Origin of the sequence: Paractinoplanes abujensis, from assembly GCF_014204895.1 — a bacterium.
GTDB lineage: Bacteria > Actinomycetota > Actinomycetes > Mycobacteriales > Micromonosporaceae > Actinoplanes > Actinoplanes abujensis.
The window spans coordinates 7053532-7076108 of sequence record NZ_JACHMF010000001.1; the positions used below are offsets into that span (position 1 = coordinate 7053532).

A 22577-nucleotide genomic window follows, 5' to 3' on the forward strand; every position below is an offset into this window, starting at 1 on the left:
GAATCACACGCCGGTACGCTCATGTCATGAGCACGACTGCCGAGCCCGGGCTGCGCGAACGCAAGAAGGCCGCGACCCGCCAGGCCCTGCATGCGGCCGCGATGCGCCTGGCCATCGAGCACGGCTTCGACCGCGTGACGGTGGAGGCGGTCGCCGACGAGGCCGGCGTCTCCCGGCGCACGTTCTCCAACTACTTCGGCAGTAAGGAAGAGGCGCTGCTGTACGGCGAGCGCCAGCGCATCACGTTGCTGATCGAGCAGGTGCGCGCGCGTCCGGTGGCCGAGGCGACGTGGGCGGCGCTCACCGCGGCGGCCGAGCAGTTCTATCTCAAGCTGGGCGATCTCGACCCGCACTGGGTGGCCCAATCCCGCCTCGTACGGGCTCAGCCTGCCCTCGCGGCCGCGCAGGTGCAGACGTTCGCGGCGCTCGAGCGCGACCTCTCGGCCGAGATCGCAGCCCGCACCGGGGACGACCCGGGCAGCGTACGGGTGAAAATGACGTCCGCCGCCTTTCTCGCCTCGCTGCGGGTCGCGCTGCAGATCTGGCTCGACAAACCGCCCGGCACCAACCTGTGGGCGCTGGTCGGCGACACTCTCGCCGAGACGGGCCGCGGCTTCTCCCGAACGTAGAAACGGCGCGACTCCGGGTGGGGGCCCGGAGTCGCGCCTATTGGGGGATGGAAGAAGGCAGGTTCAGCTCAGCCGGTGAAACCGGCGAAGATCTTGCTGTAGTCGAACGGCGACTGGGTGACGTTGGTGCACTGGAAGAGCGCGCCGTTGCAGGCGTTCTTGTCGCGGTTGGCCTCCCAGTAGGAGACGAACCCGATGTGGTTCTGGTTGGCGAAGGCGACCAGGTCGCGCGCGTCGGCCAGGCCGAAGACGCCCTGGTCGTCGTTGACGCCGATCATCGGGGTGACGCCGACCATCCGGAACGCGGCCGCGTCGCTGTTGCCGTAGATCGACTTGAGCTGGTCCTTCGTGGACTTCACGGCCTGGATGGCCAGGTTGCCGTAGTCCTGCCCGGCCCGGCCGTAGTCCATCGCCATGATGTTGACCAGGTCGAGGTCGACGCCCGCGTTCTTGGCCGAACGCACCACGTCGAGGCCGTCCGCGGTCAGGCCCTCGGGCAGCACCGGCAGGGTCAGCGAGATCTTCAGGCCGGGGTTGGCCTTCTGCAGGGCGGCCAGCGCGGTCGAGCGGCGGGCGATCGTGGTGGGGTCGGCCACCGCGGCCCCCTCGATGTCGAGGTCGATGTACTTGAGGTCGTACGCCGACACGACCGCCTGATACTCGGCCTGCAGCGCGGCGACGCTGGTGCAGGCCTGGGCGAGCTCGACGCCGGTGGCGCCGCCGAACGAGACCTTCACGTCGCCGCCGGTGGCCCGTACGGCGTTGATCTGGTCGGCGAACTGCTTGGCGCGCGGGTCGAAGGCCGCGAACCAGCTCGCCTTGCAGCCGGCACTGGTCACGAAGGCCAGGCTGAAGGACTTGACGTTGCCGCTCTGGCCGAGCTGGGCGAGCGTGGTCGAGCCGTTCGAAAGCAGACCCATGTCCACGTACGGGGCCACGAGCACACGCCCCGAGCCGGCGGGCGGCGGCGTGGTGGCCGGGGGTTTGGTCGTGGGCGCCGTGGCCGGCGGTGTGGTGGGCACGGTCGCCGGCGGTGTGGTGGGCACGGTGGCCGGTGGTGTGGTGGGCGCAGTGGCCGGCGGAACCGAACTGGCGCCCCCGCACGCCGCGCCGTTGATCGTGCAGCTGGTCGGGGCGCCGCTGCCGTTGACGATGAAGCCGAACTCGGCCTTCGCGCCGGCCGGGATCGTCGGGGCGTACGCGGGGTTCTTGGCGGTGGCGATCCCGCCCGCGGTGGTGATCGTGGTGTCCCAGAAGCTGCCCAGCTTGGCGCCGCCCGGCAAGCCGAAGGCGAGCTGCCAGCCGGTCACCGTCACGCCGGTGCCGTTGGTGATCGTGTAGTGCGCCTGATACCCGGTGCCCCAGTCGCTGTCCTTGGTGAACGTGGCGGTCAGGGTGCCCGCGGCCTTCGTCGTCGGGGTGGTGGCCGCGACTGCCGCGCCGACACCGCCGGCCACGGCGACCAGGGCTGCCGAGGCGTAAACGGCCAAGCGCAGACGGCTCCGTTGCATGGACGACTCCGATCGACGGTGGATCAAGCGGAGTCGAGTCTCGGCCGCGGCGCGTTAAACAGTCTTGCGAACAGCCTTAAAGATCCTTAAAAACCTTCAACCCGTCCAGTACGAGGGACAGGTAGCGCCGCCACGCGGCGGGGTCCGCCGAGGAGCGCAGCACCCCCGCGTTCGCGCGCATGAGCAGGCTGATGTCCTGACGGACGAAGTCGTCGCGCAGCCGGCCCGCGGCCTGGGCCCGGTGGATCACCTCGGTGGCGCCGCGCTGGGCGGTCGCGAGCAGCTCGGCGAGTCGTTCGTCGTTGTCGAACCCGCTGGTCACCAGCAGCTCGGACAGGCCCCGGTCGGTGGCCTGGATCTCGAACAGGCGGGTCAGATAGGCCACGAATCCGGCCCACGGGTCGGGCTCGGTTAGGGCGGTCTCGGCCAGTTCGACGTAGCCGGTCATCTGGCCCGCGAAAACCTCGGCGATCAGGTCCCGCCGGGTCGGGAAACGCCGGTACAGGGTGGCGTTGCCGACCCCGGCCCGGCGCGCGATCTCGTCGAGCGACGCGTCCAAGCCGTGCTCGGCGAAGACGTCGCGGGCCGCGGTGATCAACGCGGCCCGGTTACGCTGCGCGTCCGCACGTAGTCGATCGGCCATGGGTGACAGGGTATTACGGGACCGGGGATTCATCCCCATTTGATGTAGCGTCGCGCTCATGCAGACCACTACAGTGCAGATCCCCGCCGCGGACGGGACGGCCGACGCCTACCTCGTGCGGCCCGACGGCGACGGCCCGTTCCCGGGTGTTCTGTTCTTCATGGACGCGTTCGGGCTGCGCCCGCGCATCGCCGAGATGGCCGAGCGGATCGCCGAGCGCGGATTCGTCGTGCTGGCGCCCAACATCCTCTACCGGGGCGGGCCGTCGCCGCTGGTCTCGCCGGAGGAGCTGGCCGACAACGAGAAGCGTGGCGCCGCCTTCGGGCGGCTCATGCCGATGATCCAGGAGCTCACCGCGGATCGGGTCGCCGCCGACACCAGCTCCTATCTGGAAGCCCTGAACACCGAGGGCCCGGTGCTGGCCGTCGGCTACTGCATGGGCGGCCGCAACGCGCTGGTGGCGGCCGAGCGGCACCCCGAGCGGATCACGACCGTGGCCAGTTTCCACGCCGGTGGAGTGGTCACCGACCAGCCGGACAGCCCGCATCGGGGCGTGGGGGCGCTGCGCGGCGAGATCTACTTCGCGCACGCCGACAACGACCGGTCGATGACCCCCGAGCAGATCAAGACCTTCGAGAGCGCGCTCGACGAGGCCGGCGTGACGTACACGTCCGAGGTCTACCCAGGTGCGCCGCACGGGTTCACGATGGCGGACACCGCGATGTACGACCGCGAGGCCGAGCAGCGGCACTGGGTCAACCTGTTCGCGCTGCTCGACCGCTTCACCGGGAAGGGTTAGTTCACGTACAGGCCCGGGAAGAAACGGTCGGTCGCGGTCACGTCGTAGACCTGGCGCACCTCGGTGATCCGGCCGCCCGCGATGGTCAGGAACTCCACCATCCGGGCGGTGCCGAACGGCGCCTTGAGGTCGTAGACGAGCGCGGCGCCGTCGTCGGCCCGGGTCTGCCCGACCAGCGCCACGTCGTCGGCGAAGACCGCGATCCGGTGCAGCACCTGCACCAGTTCCTCGTCGTCGACCGGGGCGTCCAGGTTCCATTCGATCTCGGCGTCGGGTGCGAGCATCTGCCGCACCGCGACCCGGTCGTCGCTGGTCCACGAGCGGGTCCAGAAGGATGCGACGTCCAACGTTTCCTCCTTCATCGGGCGACCCCGGCCACGGGCTTCGCGGGCATCGGGTCGGGGAACTGCCCGTGACCGAGCAGGGCGGCGGTGGCCTGGGCGACGCGGTAGGCGGCGAGGCCGTCCCCGTACGGGTTGCCCGACAGCGCCATCGCGTCGCGGCGCACCCGGGTCTCCAGCAGCGAGGCCACCTCGCCGGTGATCGCGGCCGGGTCGGGCTCGACCAGGCGGGCGCTGCCCGCGAGCAACGCCTCGCCGTGCTGGGCGGCCATGCCGATCATCAGCACCGGGCAGTACGCGGCCAGCGCCTCCTCGACCAGATCCTCGTCGTCGGTGATCAATGCGTAGGCCTGGGTCAGCAGCGTGGCCAGCTCCAGGCCGGGCGCGGTGCCGGCGGCCCGGACGACCTCGAGGTCGGGATAGCGCCCGCCCAGGTAGCGCAGCGCCGGAGCGACCGCCTCGGCGCGTTCGGCGGGCAGGCCGAGCACGATCGTGCGGCGCTCACGGGGCGGGGCGATGATCGTCTTGGCCGCCAGCAACTGCGCGGCGTCCTGCGCGGTCCCGCCGGTGAGCAGGGTGTCGCCGGCGATGACGCGCTCGTCCAGCAGGTTCATCGCGGTGAGCGGGGTGGCGGCCAGATGCACGGTGGTGATCTGGGCCAGCATCCGCCGTTGCGACTCCAGGGCGGAGACCGAACCCAGCTCGCCCGAGCGCCGGCCCGCGTCGATCGTCATGATCGGGACGCGCCGCCAGAACGCGGCGAGCGCGGGGGCGAGCCCGTCGCGGACGACCACGGCGGCGGGCGTGCGGGCCGCCCACAGCTCGTCGAAGCGGCGCATGGTCTCCGTGTCGTCGGCGCCCGCGGGCAGCGTGATCTTCGGGGTCAGGCCGAACGCGGCCAGGGTCGTGCCGACCGTGTCGGGGTCGGTGCCGGTGGCCACCGGGATCGGGGTGAGGCGGCCCTGCTCGCGCATGGCCAGCGCGACCGGCGCGAGCCGCACGGCCTCGGCGGGGGTGCCGGCGACCAGGTGGACTTCGGGCAACGACATCGAGCACTCCGAGACGTACGCAGGTGCGCCGCGAAACCGGTCTAGGTGACGCGCCGTAGTGGGAACGGCTCGAACGCTATTTCAGTTACAGAGCGTGATTCAAGGCCCAGGCGGGCAAACTGGCCGAACGGCCTAACCCACACATCTCAGACGGGGCAAAGCTGGGCAGAACCGGGCAGGACGGTGAGGCAGTGTGTAGCGACGTCGACATTACTCTGAGCGAGAATCAACCACGGGGGCCGTCGAGCAGCGAAGGGTCGTCCCGCAGCAGTGCGGCCAGGCGGCGGGCCGCCTGCTCGGTCTCCTCGGGCCGCTCGACCTGCAGCGGGATCGGCTGCGGGAGCGGGGTCGGCATGCCCCGCTGATCGGGCACCGGGCCCCGGGCCGGGGCGCCCCGCTCGGCGGCCGACGCCTCGGCGGGCGGGCGCTGCTGCTCAGGACGGATGCGGCGGGTGGTCGCCGACGACTCGGAATGCGACTGCGGCGGCACCGGCGGCGGGGGCGTGGCCGCGTACGGGTGGGGGGCGAACATGGCGGGTTGACCGCCCGAGGCCATGCCGAGGTCGCGCAGGCGGGCGCCCAGATCGCGGGAGGACTCACCGGGATCGCGGGTCGGATAACGCGGGTCGGGAACACCGGCGCCCGAGGTGGGGGCGGCGTCGAACGAGCCGTAACGGCGCTCGGCGGTGTCGGACTCGGCGTAGTAGCGCTCGGCGCCGGGTGAGGCGGGCTGGGGCGGCTGGCCGAACGTGGAGGGGCCGAACCGGTCCTGATCGTCCTGACTGATCCGGCGCGTGTCGCCGCCGACCGGGTCGGGAGCGGGTGAATAGGGTGCCGCCGAATAGGGGCGCTCGGCCGTGTCGTCGGCGTCGAGATCGAAATCGGCGTGCCGGGGGCCGGACTCGTCGGGTGTCAGGACGGCCGCGTTCTCCGCGTTGACCTGCACCTGCCCGTCGGCAAGATAGAAGTGCAGCAGGAGCGGATCGCCGGCGCCCTCGACCCCCACGCTCACGCCCAGCTCCGGATGGCGCGCGACAACCGCCGCGATGGCCTCGACCAGCTCGTTCACGGCCGGCGGCGTGGCCGACGGCGCCTCACCCGAGGCACGCCGGCGCAGCTCGTCACGGCGCGCGAGCTTCTCGAGAGCGTCATCCAGTCCGCCTCGCACCTGATCGGTCCCTTCGTAGCGGGTCTCGCCGGTTACCACTCTGCCCGCTCGGAGGCCGATTTGGGAACCTCGATCTGCGCGACCCGCCGCACACCCGCCGTCAGGAGTACGAGGACTTCTGCCGGATGGCCTTGTCGAGAGCCTGATCCAGCACGACGAGCAGGGCGTCGCGCACCGACCCGCGGAAACGGGCGTCGAAGGAAAGGACCGGCACGTCCTCGCGTACGGCCAGAGCCCAGCGCACTTCATCCAGGCTGTAGCTCATTTGACCGTTGAACGTGTTGACGCCGACGACGAACGGAAGCCCGGCGCGCTCGAAGTAGTCCACCGCGGGATAACAGTCGTCGATCCGGTTGGTATCGACCACCACCAGCGCGCCCAGGGCACCCTTGATCAGGTCGTCCCACATGAAGGCGAAGCGCGACTGCCCCGGCGTGCCGAAGATGTAGAGCTTCAGCGTCTGGTCGATCGTGAGCACGCCGAAGTCCATCGCGATTGTCGTCGTCGTCTTCATCGTGGCCTGGCCGGGGTCGTCGATGCCCACGGCGGCCGACGTCATCTCGGCCTCGGTGGTCAGCGGCGAGATCTCCGAGATGGCGCCGACGGTGGTCGTCTTGCCGACGCCGAAGCCGCCCGCCACGATGATCTTTACCGGGACCGGCGCCTTTTTCGGGCGGTCCCCGCCATGGCCGACCGCGGCGGTGCCGACATGGCGGCGGTCAGGTGATTGCTCGTAGTCCACGGATCACTCGCATGATGGTCTCAGGGTCGGGGGTCTCGTTGTCCAGCACGTGGACGTCCAGTTGGCCGGCGGCCCGCAGGTCGCCGACGAGGATGCGCGTGACGCCGAGATGCAGGCGCAGCCGGGCGGAGATCTCCGCCACGGAGACGGGCTCGCCGCAGAGGCCCACGATGGCGCGCATCTCGGGGGAGAGGCGCACGGGACCGGCGGCGGGGTTGACGGTCACCTGGGTTTCCATCCCGATGTCGGGATCGGCGCCGTCGGTGCGCCCGGACGTGATGACGAACGGGCGCAGGCCTGAGGTCTGCTCCACGGCCGGCGGCTCGGCGTCCCGGGTCGCGGGACGGTAACCGCCGGCCGAGAGCGGGCCGGACTGCAGGAACGGGCGGACACTCGGCCGAGCCGGGTGTGCCGGGTCGTCGGAGTCCGGATAGGTCATTGCTGAACGGCGTTCTTCAACTCGGCGATCAAGCGCGGGCTGAGGGCGCCCCCGGCGCGGGTGGCGAAGAGCGTCATCTCGTACGCGAGAGTGCCCAGGTTGGCCGAACGATCGGCGATGACGCCGAGCACCGAGCCCGCGCTGATCGCGGTGACCAGGAGATAGCCGTCGGCCATGTCGATGATCACGCGGTTCAGCGAACCCAGCCGATACCAGCTCGCGGCCCCGCCGGCCAGGCTCGTCAGGCCCGAGACGACCGCGGCCAGGCGCTCCGCGTTCGGCCGGTCCTTGATCGCCGACATCGCCATCAGCAGGCCGTCGGACGACACCGCGATGGCCTCGATGACCCCGGCGGTGCCGGAGGTGAAGGAATCCAGCAGCCAGTTGAAGGTCTTGGCCTCGGCGCTCAGCTGCGACTGGGCGTAACCGTTGCCGGTGTCGGTGCTGTAGGGGGAAGTCATCGCGGTTGTCCCTCGGGTTGTGGCTGAGTTTCGTTCAGCGCGAGTGCGACTCCGTACTCGAACTGTTCCATCAGGGCTCGGGCTTCGTCCGGGTTCAGAGGCAGGCTGGGCGAGGCGGGCGGCGGGTAGTTCGGCTCGTCCCGTGGCAGCGTGGCCCCGGGCACCCGGCGAGCCAGCGGGGCGTGCCCGGCCGACGGCGGCGAGGACATGTCCGTCTCCGCGACGTCCCACTGGGCGCGGCTGACCCCGGCCTCGAAGTCGTCGAACGCGGCGCGCGCGGCCACCGCGTCGAGTTGCGACGGCGGTCGGCTGGGAAGGGGCGTGCCGCTTTCCGCGGGAAGCTGGCTGCCCGGAACCCGCCGGCGCAGCGGCCCGGTGTTGCCGGTGCTCGGCTGCGACGGCTGCTCGGCCGGCGGTTGCTGCGGGGCCGCGGGCTGCTGGTAGGCCTGCGGGGCGTACCGGTAGTCCTCCTCGCTGGTGCGCTGCCGCGGGATCGCCGGCCGGGCCGGCGGCGGCTCGACGGCCGGCGCCGACCAGGTGGCCTGCGGCGGCTCCGGCGACTGCTGGTGCCAGGCACTCGGCCCGGCGGCCGGCAGCTCCGGCATCGCGGCCGGCACCCGGCCCGCGACCGGCGCGTTGAAGTCGTAGCCGGGCTGCTGGAAAGCGACCGGCTCCTGATACGCGACCGGCTGCTGATACGGGGAGTACACCGGCTCGGCGTCGTAGACGGGCTGACCCTCGATCGGCGCCGCGTCGCGGGCCGGGGCGAAGGCGTTCCAGGACTGCCCGCTCTCCAGGGTCTGCGTGGCCCGGTGCAGCACTGTCGGGTCGAACGGCTGCTGGCTGCCGGGAACCGAGGCACGCGCCGCCGAACCGGCGATGACCTGCGCGAACTCGGAGGCGAAGCCGGGCTGGGCCGGGGTCGCGACCGACGGGAACGGCGGGATGTCGTGCATGGGGACGGCCGACACCCGGGCGATCAGGTGCGACGGGTTCAGGTCGACCCAGGCCGTGATGCCGCCGCCGGGCGTCTCGGTCAGCGTGACCTCGATGCCGTGGCGCCGGGCGAGCCGGCCGACCACGAACAGGCCGAGCACCTCACTGGGCGCCAGGTCGAGCCGCTCCCGGCGGGTGAGCCGGGCGTTCTCCTCGGCCAGCCGCTCCGGCGGCATGCCCAGGCCCTGGTCGATGATCGCCAGGCGGGCGCCCCCGCGCAGCTCGTTCGCACTGATCACGACGCGCGTGTGCGGCGGCGAGAAGGCGGTGGCGTTCTCCATCAGCTCCGCCAGCAGCAGTGTCAGGTCGGCCAGGACGGCCGGCACGACCACGATCTCCTCGGGCACGTCGACGTCGACGCGGGTGTAGTCCTCGATCTCACCCAGGGCCAGGCGGACCACGTCCTGCAGCGGCAGCGGGGCCATGTGCTCGTTCGCGCCGGCGCCACCGGAGAGCACGACGAGGCTGGACGCGTTGCGGCGCAGACGGCTGGACATGTGGTCCAGCCGGTAGAGCTCGGTCAGGCGGTCGCTGTCGGTCTCCCGGCGTTCCAGGTTGTCGATCAGGGCCAGCTGCCGGCCGACCAGGTTCTGCGTACGCCGTCCGACGTGCGCGAACATCTGAGCCACGTTGCGGCGGCCGAGCACCTGACGCTCCACCAGCCGTACGGCGGTGGTCTGCACCCGGTCGAACGCGCGAGCCAGGTCACCGATCTCGTCCTGGGCCTCGACGTCGACGGGGTCGAGCCGGATCGGGCGGACCGACTCGGCGTCGTCGTCGGCCACCCTCTCGAGCTCGGCCTCGGCGGCGCGGGCGATCCGGTCGGCCGAGGTGGTGAGGCGGCGCAGCGGCCGGGCCACCGCGCGGGCCATGAAGAGGCTCAGCGCGACCACGATGAGCAGCAGCAGGAACGTGCCGCCACCGATCAGCAGGGCGTCGCGGATGGCCGTGTCGCGGTTGTTGGTCACGATCGCGTCCACGTCCGCGGCCACGCGCTTCTCGACGAAGCCGCCGAGGACGAGCACGGACTGCAGCGAGGGGAACAGCGTCTCGATCTTCAGGCGGCCGATGGCCTCGACCGGATTGGTCTGGGCCTCCTGGAGGAACTGGGGGCCCACCCGGGCCGAGAACGCGTCCTGCGCGCCGAGGTAGAGGCGATACTGGCTCGCCGAGAAGAACTGCTCGCCGTTCGTGATCACCTGCTGCAGCTGGAGCAGCGCCCGGCTGAACAGGCCGATCATCTGCGCGCCCTGCTCCGGCGGGAGCACGACCGCCGCGGTCAGGTAACCCGACGCCTGGCTGATCAGGTCGTCACTCAGCAGGGACTGCTCGAGGGCGAACATCTGCCGGCCCACACCGGTCTTGAGGTCGGCGTTCGACGACAACCCGAGACCGGTGATGATCGGCGTGATGACCTTGGTGAAGTCGTCGACGATGGCGTTCGGCGCAATGGCCTGGTTGAGCACGTTCTGCCGGGTGATCTCCAGCTTGGACACGTTGCGCAACGCGCGGGCCAGCTCCCGGGAGACGGCGTCGCCGCCGTCGTCCACGCGGGCCACGGCGTCGCGGGCGGCCGCGCTCTGCACCGCCAAGTCGTTCTGGCTGACCAGCCTGAACAGGAAGCCCACGGAGAGCAGGCGCTCCTCCTGCAGTTCCTGTACGGCGGTGCCGACGCGCGAGGCCAGGGCCACCTGATCCGACGTGTTCTGCGCGTCGGTGGCGGCCTGCACCCGGTTGACGATGATGGGCACGCTCAGCGCCACGACCCCGAGCAGGGGCACGAGCACCAGCAGGGCGAGTTTGCCCAGGATGCGGAGCTTACCGAAGAGCACCGGACCGCTCCCCACGTGTCGCGTCGAGATCGCCGTAGCCGGGCGACTGGCCGTACGGGCCGGGTGCGCCGTAGGGCGGCGGGGCCCCGTACGGGCCGGGCGGCGCGGGCCGGTCGAGCGCGACGTCGCGGGTGGACTCGCCGATCGGGCGGTCGGCGGCAGGTGCGACGGGTTCGCTGTCCCGGCGGCGCGCGAAGGCGGGCCAGATCAGGGCGCCGGCCACGAACAGCAGGGCCAGGGCGCCCATCACCACGGCCTCGCCGCGGCGGTAGTTCAGCGAGTCGAGCCGGTCGTCGAGCAGGCGGTCCATCTCGCGCAGCGTCACACCGGCAAGGTTGCTGAGCGCGCCCTGCAGCGTGGTCTGCGCGGTCGAAGTCGTGCCCGAGCTGGGCTGGCCACCGGTCGGGTCGGCCCCGCGGATCAGCTGCTCGATGCCGCGCCGGAACGAGTCGAGGGCATTGACCAGGCTGCTGCTGAGCGTGGCGCTCGTCGTGTTGTCGACCGCGGACTGCAGCGCCTCGGTGAGCCGCTTGACCGACTCCTGCACCGCGATGACCTCGTAGGCGAACTGGGCCTGGATCTGCGGGCGGTTGGCGGCGGGCAGCGTCTGCAGCAGGTTGGCGTAGTCGCCCGTGCGGTTTACCTCCACCGTCACGCGCGGCATGTAGGTGGCGACGGCCTGCTGGAGGCTGGAGATGTCGGCTTCCGGGTCGAGCGCCAGCTTCGAGTTGCGCTGGACGGCGGCGTACAGCGCCAGCGTCAGGTCGGTGACCTCGATGTGCGCGTTGAGCTTGTCGATCCGGCTGGTGGCGCTGGGCAGCTTGCTGATCTTGTCTTTGAGGTCGGCCCAGCGCTCCTTGGTGCGCAGGTCGTCACCGAGCCGGGCGTCGGCCTCGGAAACTCCGGTGACCGCCGCGGCCAGCGTCTCGGGCGGCTCGGCGACGCCCGCGATGGACGTCGACTGCGACTCGGCCAGCGCGCTGATCAGCGGAGTCAGCGTGGTGATGTACTCCACGCCCTTCTGCTCGAGCTGGATCTGGTCGCGCTTGTCGGCGTTGTCGGTCCAAACCCGGCCGAAGAGCACTGCGGTCGGTACTAGCACCAAAACCGTCAAAATCACCGCGATCGCGGAGCCTAAACGAGTTCGCCGGCTGTTCATTGCTTTCGTCCTCCGCCATGCACGCGCGATGAGCCGTATTTTTGGCTACTTTCCGTAGCCGTCAGGCGCACGGATCCGGGCCAATCTATCCGAGAAAACCTCAAGAAACCCCTTTCCAAGGGACACATCTCGCTCGGCTGATCGGGGGATACAAGGTGCGGTTGTCGTCGTTGTAACCAGCGCTCGGTTCCGTTACCGGGACCAGAAGCCCCAGTCCACACCGGTTCCGGAAGACGGGAAAGTTATCGCGGCGATGTTAACGGCAGAGTGGCCGGACGAGAAGTCGCAAGATTATTGAGCCGTGACCGATAAGACCGGTATCAATTCCACTAAGCGTAGCGGCAAGATCACTCTGGGCAACAAGTAGCCGATAGTGGCGGTGTGCTCACGCCGATTCCGGCATTGTCGCGAGCTTTTCCCCGGCTTTGCCGGGCACTAACCGGGGAAAAGCCCGAAACGGATCAAATGCGGGCGAGAGCCTTGCGAAGCGGGTCCAGACCCAGAGCCCCGAGGTCCAGGGCGTCGCGGTGGAACGTTTTCAAATCGAAATCAGCGCCCTTGCGCTGCCGCGTCTCCTCGCGGGCCTGCAGCCAGATCCGCTCGCCGATCTTGTACGACGGGGCCTGGCCCGGCCACCCAAGGTAACGCTTCCACTCGAATCGCAGCGTCTTCTCCTCCATGCGCGTGTGCGCCCGCAGGAACTCCCAGCCCAGCTCAGGGGTCCAGCGCTCACCCGGGTGGAAGCCGAACGGGTTGTCCCGCGGGATCTCCAGCTCCAGGTGCATGCCGATGTCGACGATCACCCGGGTGGCCCGCAGCGCCTGGCCGTCCAGCATGCCCAGCCGGTCACCCGGGTCGGAGAGATAGCCCAACTCGTCCATCAGGCGCTCGGCGTAGAGCGCCCAGCCCTCGCCATGCCCCGAACACCAGCACAGCAGCCGCTGCCAGCGGTTCAGCTTGTCGGCGCGCAACAACGCCTGACTGATCTGCAGGTGATGGCCGGGAACGCCCTCGTGGTAGACGGTCGTGACCTCACGCCAAGTGGAGAACTCGGTGACCCCCTCGGGCACGGCCCACCACATCCGCCCGGGCCGGCTGAAGTCCTCGCTCGGGCCCGTGTAATAGATGCTGCCGTCGCTGGTCGGCGTCAACATGCACTCGATCTTGCGGGCGGGCGGCTCGATGTCGAAGTGCGTGCCGTTCAACTCCGCGATCGCCTTGTCGGCGAGCGCCTGCATCCAGTCGCGGAACGCCTCCTTACCCGGAATGTTGCGGGCCGGGTCGGCGTCGAGCACAGCCACCGCCTCGTCGATCGAGGCACCCGAACCGGCGATCAGCGCGGACGTCGCCCGCATCTCCTCCTCGAGGCGGTGCAGCTCGGCGAACCCCCACTCGTAGGTTTCCTGCAGGTCGACCTTGGCCCCCAGGAAGAACTGCGAGGCCAGCTCGTACCGCTCCAGGCCGGCCGCTTCCTTCTCGCGGCCCCGCGGCGCCAGGTCGCGGCGCAGAAACTCGGCGAAGTCGGCGGTCGCGGCGGTGGCCGCCTCCGCGCCCCGGTTCAGCTCGGCGGCCAGCGCGCCACCGGCCTCCAAGCGCGCGGCCAGCCCACGGTAGAAGTCGTCGCGGTCGGGGTCGGTCCAGGCGTCACACTGCTCGGCCACGGCCAGCAGCTGCGCACGGGCGCTGACCCGGCCGGCCTCCGCCTCCTCGAGCAGCGTGCGGCGATACTGGTCGAGCGCGTGCGGCAGGTCGTTGAGCCGGGTCGCGATGTTGGCCACCGCCTCCTCGCCCTCGGTTGCCATCACGTCGAAGACACCGCGCAAAGTGTGCAGGCCGCTGCCGATGACGCTGATCTCGCTCTTGGCCACGCCGGCCTCGTCACGGGCCAGCTCCAACCCCAGCCGCTCCATCATCGCGTCCTTGGCGACGGCCTCGGACTCGTGCTCGGGGTCGATCACATCAAGCTCGGTGAGCGTGCGGCGGGTCAGCTCGGTCTGGGCCTCGAAACCCTCCGGGGAGAAGTCGTCGGTCTTGGAGTCGTGTCCCGAGATACCGACATAGGTGGCGCCGAGCGGGCTCAGCTGCGCCCATTCATCGACGTAGCGGTCAGCGAGGTCATCAATTCGTCCCACCCGCCGACCCTACGTTCTCGGCTTCGCCACGCACGCCGGTTTTCCCACGTGGCTCGCTGACCACTCCAGCGGGTTCACCCGTGGCCGGCCGTCCACTCCAGCAGACGCTCCATCGACCACGTGTTGACGACACTTTCGATCGGAACGTTGCACAACGCGGCCCGCTCGCAGCCGTAACCCAGCCAGTCGAGCTGGCCCGGCGCGTGCGCGTCGGTGTCGACGCTGAACAGGCAGCCCGCCTCGACCGCCACCGTGAGCATCCGCTTCGGCGGGTCGAGCCGATCCGGCCGGCAGTTGATCTCAATGGCCTTCTCGTGCTCGAGGCAGGCGGCGATCACCTTGTCGAGGTCGAACGTGCTCGGCGGCCGGGTGCGGCCCGCGCGATGCCCGCGGTCACCCTCACCCCCGGCCGGCACTTTGCGGCCCGTCATGTGGCCCAGAATGTCGAGATGCGGGTTGGCCAGCGCGTTGACCATCCGCTTGGTCATTCGCGGGGACTCGTCGCGCAGCTTGCTGTGCACCGAACCCACCACCACGTCGAGCCGGGCCAGTAGCTCGTCCTCCTGGTCGAGCGAACCGTCGTCGAGGATGTCGACCTCGATGCCGGTCAGGATGCGGAAACCCTCGGGCAGCTGGTCGTTGAGCCGGGCCACATAGTCGAGCTGCTTCCTGAGCCGCGCCGGCGGCAGCCCACGCGCCACCGTGAGCCGCGGCGAATGATCGGTGAGGACCAGATATTCGTGGCCCAGATCGGCCGCGGCCAGCGCCATCTCCTCGATCGGGGAACCGCCGTCCGACCAGTCCGAATGGCTGTGACAGTCACCGCGCAAGGCCTCGCGCAGCTTGCGGGCCGCGCCCTGCAGATCGATGCCGTCGGTCGACTCCAGCCGGCGCAGATAAACCGGCTCCTCGCCGCGCAGCGACTCCTCGACGCAGCGGGCGGTGACCGCGCCGATGCCACTGATCTCGCCCAGGGTGCCCTCGCCGGCCCGGGCGAGCAGCTCCTCCTCGTCGAGGGCGGCGACCTTGGCGGCGGCCGAACGGAACGCGCGCACCCGATAGGTCGCCTCGTTCGAGCGCTCGAGCAGAAACGCGATGCGCCGCAGGTCCGCGACGGGGTCACGAGAAGCCATGGCAGACAGCCTAGAAGCTCCCGTCGCTAGCATCGCGGGCATGCGGACGATCGACTGGGTGGACGACGCCATCGAGATCATTGACCAGACGGTGCTGCCGGGGGAGTTGAAGATTCTCCGCCTGCACACCGTGGGCGAGCTCGTCGCGGCGATCCAGGCGTTGGCCGTACGGGGGGCGCCGGCCCTGGGCGTGGCCGGCGCGCTCGGGGTGGCGCTGGCGGCCCGCGTGCACGCCGACGACCCGCAAGCACTCGCGGCGGCGGTGCACCGGATCGAACACGCCCGACCGACCGCGGTGAACCTGGCCCGGGGTGCCCGTCGCGCCGCCGAGTTGCTGCCCCGCGGGCCACAGGCCGTGCTGGCCGCGGCTCTCCTCGTACGGGATGAGGAGATCGCGGCCTCCGCGGCCATGGCGGAACTGGGAGCCGACCTGATCGTCGAGCTCTGCGGGGCCCGGCCGCGCCTGCTCACCCACTGCAACACCGGCGGGCTGGCCGCGGTGACCGTCGGCACGGCGCTCGGCGTGGTGCACGAGCTGCACCAGCGGGGCCGGCTGGGCGGGGTGATCGCCAGCGAGACCCGGCCGCTGCTGCAAGGCGCCCGGCTCACGTCGTGGGAGCTGTCGCAATGGGGCATCGAGCACCGGATCGCGGTCGACTCGGCAGGCCCCTTCCTGATGGCCCGCGGCGAGGTCGACGCGGTGATCCTGGGCGCCGACCGCATCTGCGCCAACGGCGACGTGATCAACAAGATCGGCTCGTACGCCCACGCGCTCGGGGCCCGCCGGGCCGGCCTGCCGTTCGTGGTGGTCGCCCCCGAATCCACCGTCGACCTCGGCACCCCGTCCGGCGACGCCGTGCCGATCGAGGACCGCGGCCCGGCCGAGATCACGCCGTGGGCGCCGGCGGCGAACCCGGCCTTCGACGTGACCCCGCACGACCTGGTCACCGCCATCGTGACCGACCGCCGGGTGATCCGGCTGGACCGCTCCGAGAGTGTCTGAACCCGCTTTCCCCTGCTCGTCCGTGTCTCCGCCGGCTACGGGGTCGGCTTCCACGGCTTCAGCCAGTCGGTCTCGGGCCAACCCTCGGCCGCGGCCATCAGCGGATAAGCGGTCGCGCCGTCGACCGACTCCCGGACGATGTCGGCGTGACCGGTGTGCCGCGCCGTCTCCTGAATCAGGTGCAGCAGCACCCACCGCAGCGTCCAATGCGACATGTCCTTGCTGTTCCACGGCACTGAGTGATCGATCGGAACGGCGTGTTCGAGGTTGTCGAGCTCGACGACAGTCTTTTCGGTCTGCTCGGCGATCCGGTCGTAGCGCGCGAGGACGTCGTCGATGCGCTCGCCCTCGGCCAGCCGGAAACTGTTCGCATAGGCCACGTAGTCGAGCTCCTGAGGCTCGCCCCGGACCTGCCCCATCCACCCGGCCTCGGTCGACGCGCAGTGCTTGATCAGCCCGCCCACGCTCAGCTCACTGGCCGCCGGGGTGGCTCGCAACTGCTCGTCGGTCAGCCCGTACGCCGTCAGCCTCAGCACATATCGCATCTGCGCGAGGTAGGCGAGCAGACCCTGCTGTTCGTTCTCGATCGAACCGACCTGACCGGGCATCACGAACTCCCTACGTAGTTGGCTGCTTGTGCGATCCACGCTATGAGCTATTGCGGCCAGTTTCCGGCCGCATCGTGGCGACCCTGTCGTTGACGACACCGGTGACCCAGCCGCCCGCCCGGCCCAACTCCAACAAGCCGGTCGTCGTGGCGGCCATCTCCCCCGGCGCGCCGGGCGGGACCGGCCAGGCCCGGCGCAACTCCCCAGCGCGAGCCACAGCCGGCGTCAAATCCCGCACCGGGTCGGATCCGAGATCGACACGCATCTGCTCGAGCACACCGATCAGCCGGCCCAGGGCGCTGTCGACCTCGGTCGCATTGCCCCCGCACATCGCCACGATCAGCTCGGCCCGGGTCGCAGCCACCCGGGTGCCGTCCCGGAAAGACCCGGCGGCCAGCGCACCCGCCAGCGGATTGCCCTGCAGCTGAAGCGCCAGCGCGGCCGCGAACAGATGCGGCACATGACTGACCTCAGCCACGGCCCGATCATGCTCGGCGGCCGTCACCGGAACCACGCGCGCGCCCAGCCCCGTGAAAAGCGCCGCCAGCACAAGCCAATCGGCCAGCGGTGACTCCTCGACCGTCAGCACCCACGAACAACCCTGGAAAAGCGTCGCCTCCGTAGCGGCGAACCCCGACGTCTCCTTACCCGCCATCGGATGCCCACCGACGAAACGCCCGACGCCGTGCTTGACGGCCAGATCCCGGACGGGGGTCTTGACCGACGTCACATCCGTGATCAGACCCTCGAACCCGGCCAGCTGCCCGAACACCCCGGGCAAAGCCGGCAGCGGAACGGCCAGCACCACCAGCTCCGCCTCCCCGACGGCGCCCGGCACACTCGCCGCCACCTCGAACCCAGCCGCCGCGGCCAGCTCCCGCGCAGCTGGATCCGCGTCATAACCCACGACCCGATGACCGCCCGCGGCCAGCGCCCGCAGCAGCGATCCCCCGATGAGCCCCAGCCCGACGATTGCGATGTTCACGCCCGGAACTCTCCCACAGCCACCCACCCCGGCCGGCGGTTTCTTCGTCCGCCTGTGGATAACTCGATGCCCTGTGGACAAGCCGTTTCGGACCTGGGATCAGGCGTAGCCTTCCCCGGCAGCCCGGCAGCCCGGCAGCCCGGCAGCCCGGCAGGGTGGGTGGGGGCTCGGGATGGCTGTACTGGCCCAGCGATCTTGAAGACCGGGCGCGGCGGGTTGGCGGTGGCGTGCGGCAGGCTCGAATGGGGCGCGGTGGGCTTAAGAGGCTGCGGTGCCCGCGGTTGGGTGGCTCTGGGCTTGGCTGCGGTGCCGACGGGGTCAGGTGGCGGTGACGGCCGCCTGCCGTCGGGGGTGGGTGTGGCGGGGTTGGCTGCGGTGCCCCAGGGTTGCGTGGTGGTGGGGCTGACTGCGATGCCGCCTGGCGTTGCGTGGCGGTGGGTTGGCTGCCGTGCCGCCTGGGGTGGGTGGCGGCGAGGGCTGCGTGCCGCCGGGGTGAGTGGTCGTGTGGCTGGCTGCGGTGCCGCCTGGTCTCGCGCGGCGGTGGGTTGGCTGCGGTGCCGCCTGGGGTTGCTAGGCGGTGGGGCTGGCTGCGGTGCCGCCTGGGTTGCGTGGCGGTGGAGGCTCGCCGTGGTGCCTGGAGTCGTGTGGTGGTCGGGTGGGGCTTTGGTGCTGTCCGGGAGTGCGTGGCGATGGGGCTGGATGCGGCGTCGGGCTGATTGTGGTGCTGGGGCGCTGGTTGCGGCGTTGGGCTCATCGCGGCGCTGGGTGTTACGCGGCTCTGGGCGGTCGCGCCGTCCGTGGTGGCGTGATGAAAACTGCGTGGTCCCGGAGCCGCTTGGTTGGTTCCGCCGTGGGTTTGGCTGCTCCCGTGGGCCGGAGCGCCCCGGAGCGCAGGGCTCCTGGCTGGGCGTCGGCGCTGTGGAAGTGGGCTTGGCCTGCGACGACGAGCAAGATCAGCCGTTCGGTGGGGCAGGGGTCAACCGGTCCAACTGCCAGGTTTGTCCGTTTTGGGGCTGATGGGGCGGAGCTGGCACGGATACGGTGATCTTGTGAGTTACCGGGGGAAAGTGCTCGTCGCGGGGCTGGTTCTGGGCGCCGCGCTGGTCGGTGTGGAGCCGGCCGCGGCGCAGGGGTCGGATGCCGTGCCGAGTTTCAACGGCGCGGTGCTGACCATTGCGTACGCGAAGAACGTGGCCTATCTCGGCGGTGACTTCACGGCAGCGATCGTCAACGGCAAACCGGTCGCCCGGGCTCGGCTGGCCGCCGTCGATGCGCGGACCGGGACGCTTCTGCCGTGGGCGCCGGTGGCGGACGGGCGGGTCAAGTCGCTCGTGGTCAGCGGTTCCTCGGTTTATCTGGCCGGTGACTTCGCCACTGTCGGCGGCCGGAAGCGTGACAGCCTGGCCCGCGTCGATCTGGCCAGCGGGGCGGTGAGCAGCACGTTCAAGCATGCGGTGAGCGGCCGCCCGCTGGCGGTCGCGGCGGCGCACGGGCGGCTCTACGTGGGCGGCGGGTTCACCGCGGTCGACGGGCAGGCCCGTGGGCGGCTGGCGGCGTTCAGCTTGAGCAGCGGCGAGCTCGACGCGCGGTGGCGGCCCACCGTGGACGATCAGGTCGAGACGATCGCGGCCGGCGGCGGCCGCGTCTATGTGGGCGGCAAGTTCCGCAAGGTCAACAACCTTCCCGGGTACGACCGGCTGGCCGCACTGGATCCGGCGGGCGCCGCACTGGTGGTCGGCTTCAGGCCGAAACCTCCGGTCATCACGTACGCGTTGGCGGTCACCGGCGACGCCGTGTTTTCGGCACACGGCGGTCAGGGCGGGCGGGTCAGCCGGTACACACCGGACGGCGTGCACAAATGGTCGGCCACCTTCGACGGGGATGCGCAGGCGGTGACGGTGCTGGGCGACATCGTGTACGCGGGTGGTCATTTCGACCGCGCGTGCAGCACCGCCCGTACGGGATCGCAAGGATCTTGTGTCGACGGGGCGGACCACCGCGTGAAGCTGGCCGCGCTGTCGGCGGCCGACGGGCACCTGCTCGACTGGACCGCCGACGCCAACGGGGTCGAGGGTGTGCTCGCCCTGGCCGGCCAGGCCAAACTCGGCAAGATCGCCATGGGTGGGGCGTTCACGACTGTCGAGGGACGGCCGCAGAAGAGGTTTGCGCAGTTCAGCTAGGACCCAAGTCTTTACTCCCGGCAGCAGGGGGCCGCACCCATCGGGCGAGGGTGCGGCCCCTTGCGTACGCGGGAATTCAGGCCTTGCAGTTGTGTGAGCGTTTCCACGCGGCGACCTCGGTGACCGGGCTCTTGCTGCCGCCCTTGCGCCACGAGGCGAGGTACGAATACGGCCAGACGACGCCGCGGCGGACCTTCCAGTCGCCGACCTTGGCGCACGGCGGTGAGATGCCGTAGTGCAGGTGGCAGACATTGTTGGCGTTGCCGGTGCGGCCCACCTTGCCGAGCAGCTGGCCCGCCTTGACGCGGACGCCCTTCTTGACGCCGGCCTGCACCTTGCTCAGGTGGGAGCCGTAGTAGCGCACGCCGTCGTCGCCCAGCAGCGACACCGACAGGCCGCCGTTGTTGGGGCCGTCGGGCGAACCCTTGACGTACACGTCCTTCAGGCTCACCTCGAGCACGACGCCGCTGGTGGTGGCCACTACCGACTCGCCACAGTCGGCGAAGATGTCGGTCGCCTTGTATTTCGAGTGCGTGGTGTGCCAGTCGACGTTCGACGCCTTGACCGGGAAGACGTATTTCACCTTCTTGGCCGCTGTGACGGCCGCGGTCGCGGATTTCGAGGGCGTGGCGGACGGGGTGGCGCTCGCGGACGCGCCCGGCGACGTGGCGGCCGGCAGGCTCGGCGCGACGGAGGACGGTGTGGGGGCCGCCGCTTCCGACGTGGCCGCGGGCTCGACGAACTGCGGGGTCGCGGAGGCCGACCCACCGCCGGAGTTGGCGCCACAGCCGGCCAGGCAGACGGCTATTACGGTCAAACCGGAGAGGGTACGGAGCAATTGCACCGGGCCATCCTGGCACGAGTAGCCCGGCCGCGCAGACCCGTGCTGGCTAGGCTGGCACATGTGCGGGCCGGTCAGGCGGGTCCGCCGAGGCTGGAGGTGGGCTGTGACCGACGGGCGCGAGGCTTGGCCGATGACTGCGCCGCCGCACCCGGCCGCGGCCGATCGGCGGGAGGCGTGGCCGGCCGCCGCGCCGCCGCACGCGGGCGGCCCGATGCGGCAGTCCTCGGGGCTGTTCCCGGGTCCGTCCCGGCCGACCTATCGCGAGGCCCACCCGGTCACCGCGGCTCCACTGCTGGCCGGTCTGGGGGCGGGGGTCATCTGGCTCGCTCTGTTCGGTGCGCTCGCCCGTGACCTGGCCGGATACGCGTGGTGGACGCTGCTGGCCGCGGTCACCGCGTGGATCGTCGCGGTGGTGCTGACGCTGATCGGCGACCGTGGCACCGCCGTCGGCGTGGCGCTCGCGAGCGGCGTCGGATTGTCGATCGCGGTGGCCTTCGTCGCCGCCGAGTGGATCACTACGGAGAACTGGCCGCTGTGGTGATTGTCCGATCTTGACCCGGCTTGTCGGCGACCCGATGTGCCGTCCTCGTCGCCGTGCGCACTCGGCCTTGACTTAAGGCTTGGATAAGGTTCAACCTCGGGTCCATGCCCCCCTCAGCGAATCGGCTCGACCCCGATCGTCGCCGGCGCCGGCTCGAGTTGCTGGCCGCACTGGCCAGCGCGAAAACGGCGCGGGAGACGACGCAGCCGCAGCGGCTGCGCAGGGCGCGTTTGCGCGAGCTCATCGCGATGCGCCGTCGCCTGGTGAACTGACTTCCGCCGAAAGCAAAGGCGTGGCGCGCCGCGCCCGCCGTTCTTCCCGCTACCGTCACTCGCGAAGACATCAGTCGTGGGGGGAAAGTTGTCGACATTCGCTGCCGCCGTGGGCCGGGGCAAGAACGGCTGGACGGCGTCCGAGCTGGACCTGAGTGGACTGGCCGACATCGACGAGGTCGTCGACGCGATGCGCGACGTGGAGCCGGACGCGGACGTCACGCTGCTCTTCGTCGAGAGTGACGACCTGTATCTGGCAGTGCTCCGGCTCGACGAGGGGGAGGATCTGCGGATCTTCGGCTCCGACTCGGCGTTCGCCGACGAATCGCGGATCGGCGCGATGCTGCTCGGCGAGATCGAGGCGCCCGCGCTGGAGCTGGACGAGCTGACCGGCGGGGCCGCGGACGAGGACGAGGAGTCCGACCAGCCCGCCGTCGACGCGGACGCCGATCCGGTGGGCGACGCGGAACTGCTCAACGACCTCGGGATCAGCGCGCACCGGCTGCTCACGCTGTGCGCGCAGGAGGGCACGATGCCGGCCGACGTGACCGCCGAGATCTGCGGGCGGATCGGCTGCGGCGACGAGATGGAAGAGTTGCGGGACGCGTGAGCCTGCGGGCACGGCCGCAGCACGTGGCCTGGATGCGGCGGGCGCTCAAGGTGGCCGCCGCCACCGGGGACGACGTGCCGGTCGGGGCCGTGCTGCTCGATTCCGACGGCCGGGAGCTGGCCGCGGCGGGCAATCAGCGGGAGGCGACCGGCGATCCGACCGCGCACGCCGAGGTCCTGGTGCTGCGGCAAGCCGCCGAGAAGGCCGGCACGTGGCGGCTCGACGGGAGCACGCTCGTGGTCACACTGGAGCCCTGCACGATGTGTGCCGGGGCGCTGGTGCTGGCCCGGGTGTCGGTGCTCGTCTTCGGGGCCTGGGAACCGAAGACCGGCGCGGTCGGGTCGTTGTGGGACGTCGTACGGGATCGTCGGCTCAACCATCGCCCCGAGGTGTATGCCGGGGTGCTCGAGGACGAGTGCGCCGCGCTTCTGCGCGACTTCTTCCGCTGAGTTCCCCCGTACGGGGAGAGGGCCGCGGCGCCGCACCGAGGTGGCGCCGCG

Annotated in this window: 23 protein-coding genes; 8 read left to right on the forward strand and 15 right to left on the reverse strand. The window is 70.7% G+C overall.

Translation table 11 applies throughout. The annotated features are described in order from the left end of the window. Positions 1–26 precede the first annotated feature (26 nt). Entirely contained in the window at positions 27–629 is a 603-nt protein-coding gene (locus tag BKA14_RS32305; RefSeq protein WP_184954569.1) for a TetR/AcrR family transcriptional regulator, read from the forward strand. A 68-nt stretch (positions 630–697) separates the two neighbouring features. Here the strand turns inward: BKA14_RS32305 and BKA14_RS32310 are convergent, their stop codons facing one another. Further along, the gene (locus BKA14_RS32310) at positions 698–2140 is read right to left on the reverse strand and encodes a cellulose binding domain-containing protein (RefSeq protein WP_184954570.1); all 1443 of its coding nucleotides are present in this window, start codon (positions 2138–2140) and stop codon (positions 698–700) included. A 76-nt stretch (positions 2141–2216) separates the two neighbouring features. Further along, complete coding sequence (locus BKA14_RS32315; protein ID WP_184954571.1) at positions 2217–2783, reverse strand: TetR/AcrR family transcriptional regulator; 567 nt, start codon at positions 2781–2783, stop codon at positions 2217–2219. Positions 2784–2841: 58 nt separating this feature from the next. Here BKA14_RS32315 and BKA14_RS32320 point away from each other — a divergent pair, with 58 nt between their 5' ends. Beyond that, positions 2842–3582, forward strand: coding sequence for a dienelactone hydrolase family protein (locus BKA14_RS32320; protein ID WP_184954572.1), 741 nt, complete (start codon positions 2842–2844; stop codon positions 3580–3582). Here BKA14_RS32320 and BKA14_RS32325 read toward each other — a convergent pair. The 10 genes from BKA14_RS32325 to BKA14_RS32370 form a co-directional block, all read right to left on the reverse strand. Continuing rightward, positions 3579–3929, reverse strand: a complete 351-nt coding sequence (locus BKA14_RS32325) for a hypothetical protein (RefSeq protein WP_184954573.1) — start codon at positions 3927–3929, stop codon at positions 3579–3581. The genes BKA14_RS32320 and BKA14_RS32325 overlap by 4 nt on opposite strands. 11 nt (positions 3930–3940) lie before the next feature. After that, positions 3941–4972 carry a UDP-N-acetylglucosamine 2-epimerase gene (locus BKA14_RS32330; protein WP_184954574.1) on the reverse strand — a complete coding sequence of 344 codons (1032 nt, stop codon included), beginning with the start codon at positions 4970–4972 and terminating at the stop codon, positions 3941–3943. 226 nt (positions 4973–5198) lie between these two features. Beyond that, entirely contained in the window at positions 5199–6140 is a 942-nt protein-coding gene (locus tag BKA14_RS32335) for a hypothetical protein (protein WP_184954575.1), read from the reverse strand. Between the two features lie 100 nt (positions 6141–6240). After that, positions 6241–6882, reverse strand: a complete 642-nt coding sequence (locus BKA14_RS32340; protein ID WP_184954576.1) for a GTP-binding protein — start codon at positions 6880–6882, stop codon at positions 6241–6243. Then, positions 6860–7321, reverse strand: a complete 462-nt coding sequence (locus BKA14_RS32345) for a DUF742 domain-containing protein (RefSeq protein ID WP_184954577.1) — start codon at positions 7319–7321, stop codon at positions 6860–6862. Before BKA14_RS32345 ends, BKA14_RS32340 begins: the two co-directional genes overlap by 23 nt. Then, entirely contained in the window at positions 7318–7782 is a 465-nt protein-coding gene (locus BKA14_RS32350; RefSeq protein ID WP_133874038.1) for a roadblock/LC7 domain-containing protein, read from the reverse strand. The genes BKA14_RS32345 and BKA14_RS32350 overlap by 4 nt, the downstream gene beginning before the upstream one ends. After that, on the reverse strand, positions 7779–10610 hold the full coding sequence (locus BKA14_RS32355) for a sensor histidine kinase (RefSeq protein WP_184954578.1): 2832 nt from the start codon (positions 10608–10610) through the stop codon (positions 7779–7781). Before BKA14_RS32355 ends, BKA14_RS32350 begins: the two co-directional genes overlap by 4 nt. Next, positions 10597–11712, reverse strand: coding sequence for a hypothetical protein (locus BKA14_RS32360; RefSeq protein WP_239093232.1), 1116 nt, complete (start codon positions 11710–11712; stop codon positions 10597–10599). The genes BKA14_RS32355 and BKA14_RS32360 overlap by 14 nt, the downstream gene beginning before the upstream one ends. 518 nt (positions 11713–12230) lie before the next feature. Continuing rightward, positions 12231–13901 carry a DUF885 domain-containing protein gene (locus BKA14_RS32365; RefSeq protein ID WP_184954580.1) on the reverse strand — a complete coding sequence of 557 codons (1671 nt, stop codon included), beginning with the start codon at positions 13899–13901 and terminating at the stop codon, positions 12231–12233. Positions 13902–13975: 74 nt separating this feature from the next. Beyond that, on the reverse strand, positions 13976–15034 hold the full coding sequence (locus BKA14_RS32370) for a PHP domain-containing protein (protein ID WP_184954581.1): 1059 nt from the start codon (positions 15032–15034) through the stop codon (positions 13976–13978). Positions 15035–15074: 40 nt separating this feature from the next. On the opposite strand from BKA14_RS32370, the gene mtnA reads away from it, so the two are divergent. Next, positions 15075–16037, forward strand: coding sequence for an S-methyl-5-thioribose-1-phosphate isomerase (gene mtnA / locus BKA14_RS32375; protein WP_184954582.1), 963 nt, complete (start codon positions 15075–15077; stop codon positions 16035–16037). 35 nt (positions 16038–16072) lie between these two features. Here the strand turns inward: mtnA and BKA14_RS32380 are convergent, their stop codons facing one another. Next, complete coding sequence (locus BKA14_RS32380; RefSeq protein ID WP_184954583.1) at positions 16073–16645, reverse strand: DinB family protein; 573 nt, start codon at positions 16643–16645, stop codon at positions 16073–16075. Between the two features lie 40 nt (positions 16646–16685). After that, a complete protein-coding gene (locus BKA14_RS32385; protein ID WP_184954584.1) occupies positions 16686–17630 on the reverse strand; it encodes a prephenate dehydrogenase in 945 nt (314 codons plus the stop codon). Positions 17631–18679: 1049 nt separating this feature from the next. On the opposite strand from BKA14_RS32385, the gene BKA14_RS32390 reads away from it, so the two are divergent. Further along, complete coding sequence (locus tag BKA14_RS32390) at positions 18680–19810, forward strand: NHL repeat-containing protein (RefSeq protein WP_239093193.1); 1131 nt, start codon at positions 18680–18682, stop codon at positions 19808–19810. 76 nt (positions 19811–19886) lie between these two features. Here the strand turns inward: BKA14_RS32390 and BKA14_RS32395 are convergent, their stop codons facing one another. Continuing rightward, a complete protein-coding gene (locus BKA14_RS32395; protein ID WP_184954585.1) occupies positions 19887–20714 on the reverse strand; it encodes a M23 family metallopeptidase in 828 nt (275 codons plus the stop codon). Positions 20715–20784: 70 nt separating this feature from the next. Between BKA14_RS32395 and BKA14_RS32400 the strand changes: the two genes are divergently transcribed. From BKA14_RS32400 to tadA, 4 genes are all read left to right on the forward strand, one after another. Then, entirely contained in the window at positions 20785–21195 is a 411-nt protein-coding gene (locus BKA14_RS32400; RefSeq protein ID WP_438861920.1) for a hypothetical protein, read from the forward strand. Positions 21196–21299: 104 nt separating this feature from the next. Next, positions 21300–21467, forward strand: coding sequence for a hypothetical protein (locus BKA14_RS32405; RefSeq protein ID WP_184954586.1), 168 nt, complete (start codon positions 21300–21302; stop codon positions 21465–21467). Between the two features lie 88 nt (positions 21468–21555). After that, positions 21556–22077: a tRNA adenosine deaminase-associated protein gene (locus tag BKA14_RS32410; RefSeq protein ID WP_184954587.1), complete on the forward strand. Its 522-nt coding sequence runs from the start codon at positions 21556–21558 to the stop codon at positions 22075–22077. A gap of 2 nt (positions 22078–22079) precedes the next feature. Then, entirely contained in the window at positions 22080–22526 is a 447-nt protein-coding gene (tadA, locus tag BKA14_RS32415; protein WP_438861952.1) for a tRNA adenosine(34) deaminase TadA, read from the forward strand. The last annotated feature ends 51 nt before the right edge of the window (positions 22527–22577 follow it).

Bases quoted from the DNA above. Each gene is read 5' to 3' on its own strand.
- BKA14_RS32395 (WP_184954585.1), bottom strand. From the start codon at position 20,714: ATGTGCCAGCCTAGCCAGCACGGGTCTGCGCGGCCGGGCTACTCGTGC.
- BKA14_RS32345 (WP_184954577.1), bottom strand. From the start codon at position 7,321: ATGACCTATCCGGACTCCGACGACCCGGCACACCCGGCTCGGCCGAGT.
- BKA14_RS32350 (WP_133874038.1), bottom strand. From the start codon at position 7,782: ATGACTTCCCCCTACAGCACCGACACCGGCAACGGTTACGCCCAGTCG.
- BKA14_RS32330 (WP_184954574.1), bottom strand. From the start codon at position 4,972: ATGTCGTTGCCCGAAGTCCACCTGGTCGCCGGCACCCCCGCCGAGGCC.
- BKA14_RS32305 (WP_184954569.1), top strand. From the start codon at position 27: ATGAGCACGACTGCCGAGCCCGGGCTGCGCGAACGCAAGAAGGCCGCG.
- BKA14_RS32405 (WP_184954586.1), top strand. From the start codon at position 21,300: ATGCCCCCCTCAGCGAATCGGCTCGACCCCGATCGTCGCCGGCGCCGG.
- BKA14_RS32400 (WP_438861920.1), top strand. From the start codon at position 20,785: ATGACTGCGCCGCCGCACCCGGCCGCGGCCGATCGGCGGGAGGCGTGG.
- BKA14_RS32315 (WP_184954571.1), bottom strand. From the start codon at position 2,783: ATGGCCGATCGACTACGTGCGGACGCGCAGCGTAACCGGGCCGCGTTG.
- BKA14_RS32320 (WP_184954572.1), top strand. From the start codon at position 2,842: ATGCAGACCACTACAGTGCAGATCCCCGCCGCGGACGGGACGGCCGAC.
- mtnA (WP_184954582.1), top strand. From the start codon at position 15,075: ATGCGGACGATCGACTGGGTGGACGACGCCATCGAGATCATTGACCAG.
- BKA14_RS32370 (WP_184954581.1), bottom strand. From the start codon at position 15,034: ATGGCTTCTCGTGACCCCGTCGCGGACCTGCGGCGCATCGCGTTTCTG.
- BKA14_RS32380 (WP_184954583.1), bottom strand. From the start codon at position 16,645: ATGCCCGGTCAGGTCGGTTCGATCGAGAACGAACAGCAGGGTCTGCTC.
- BKA14_RS32310 (WP_184954570.1), bottom strand. From the start codon at position 2,140: ATGCAACGGAGCCGTCTGCGCTTGGCCGTTTACGCCTCGGCAGCCCTG.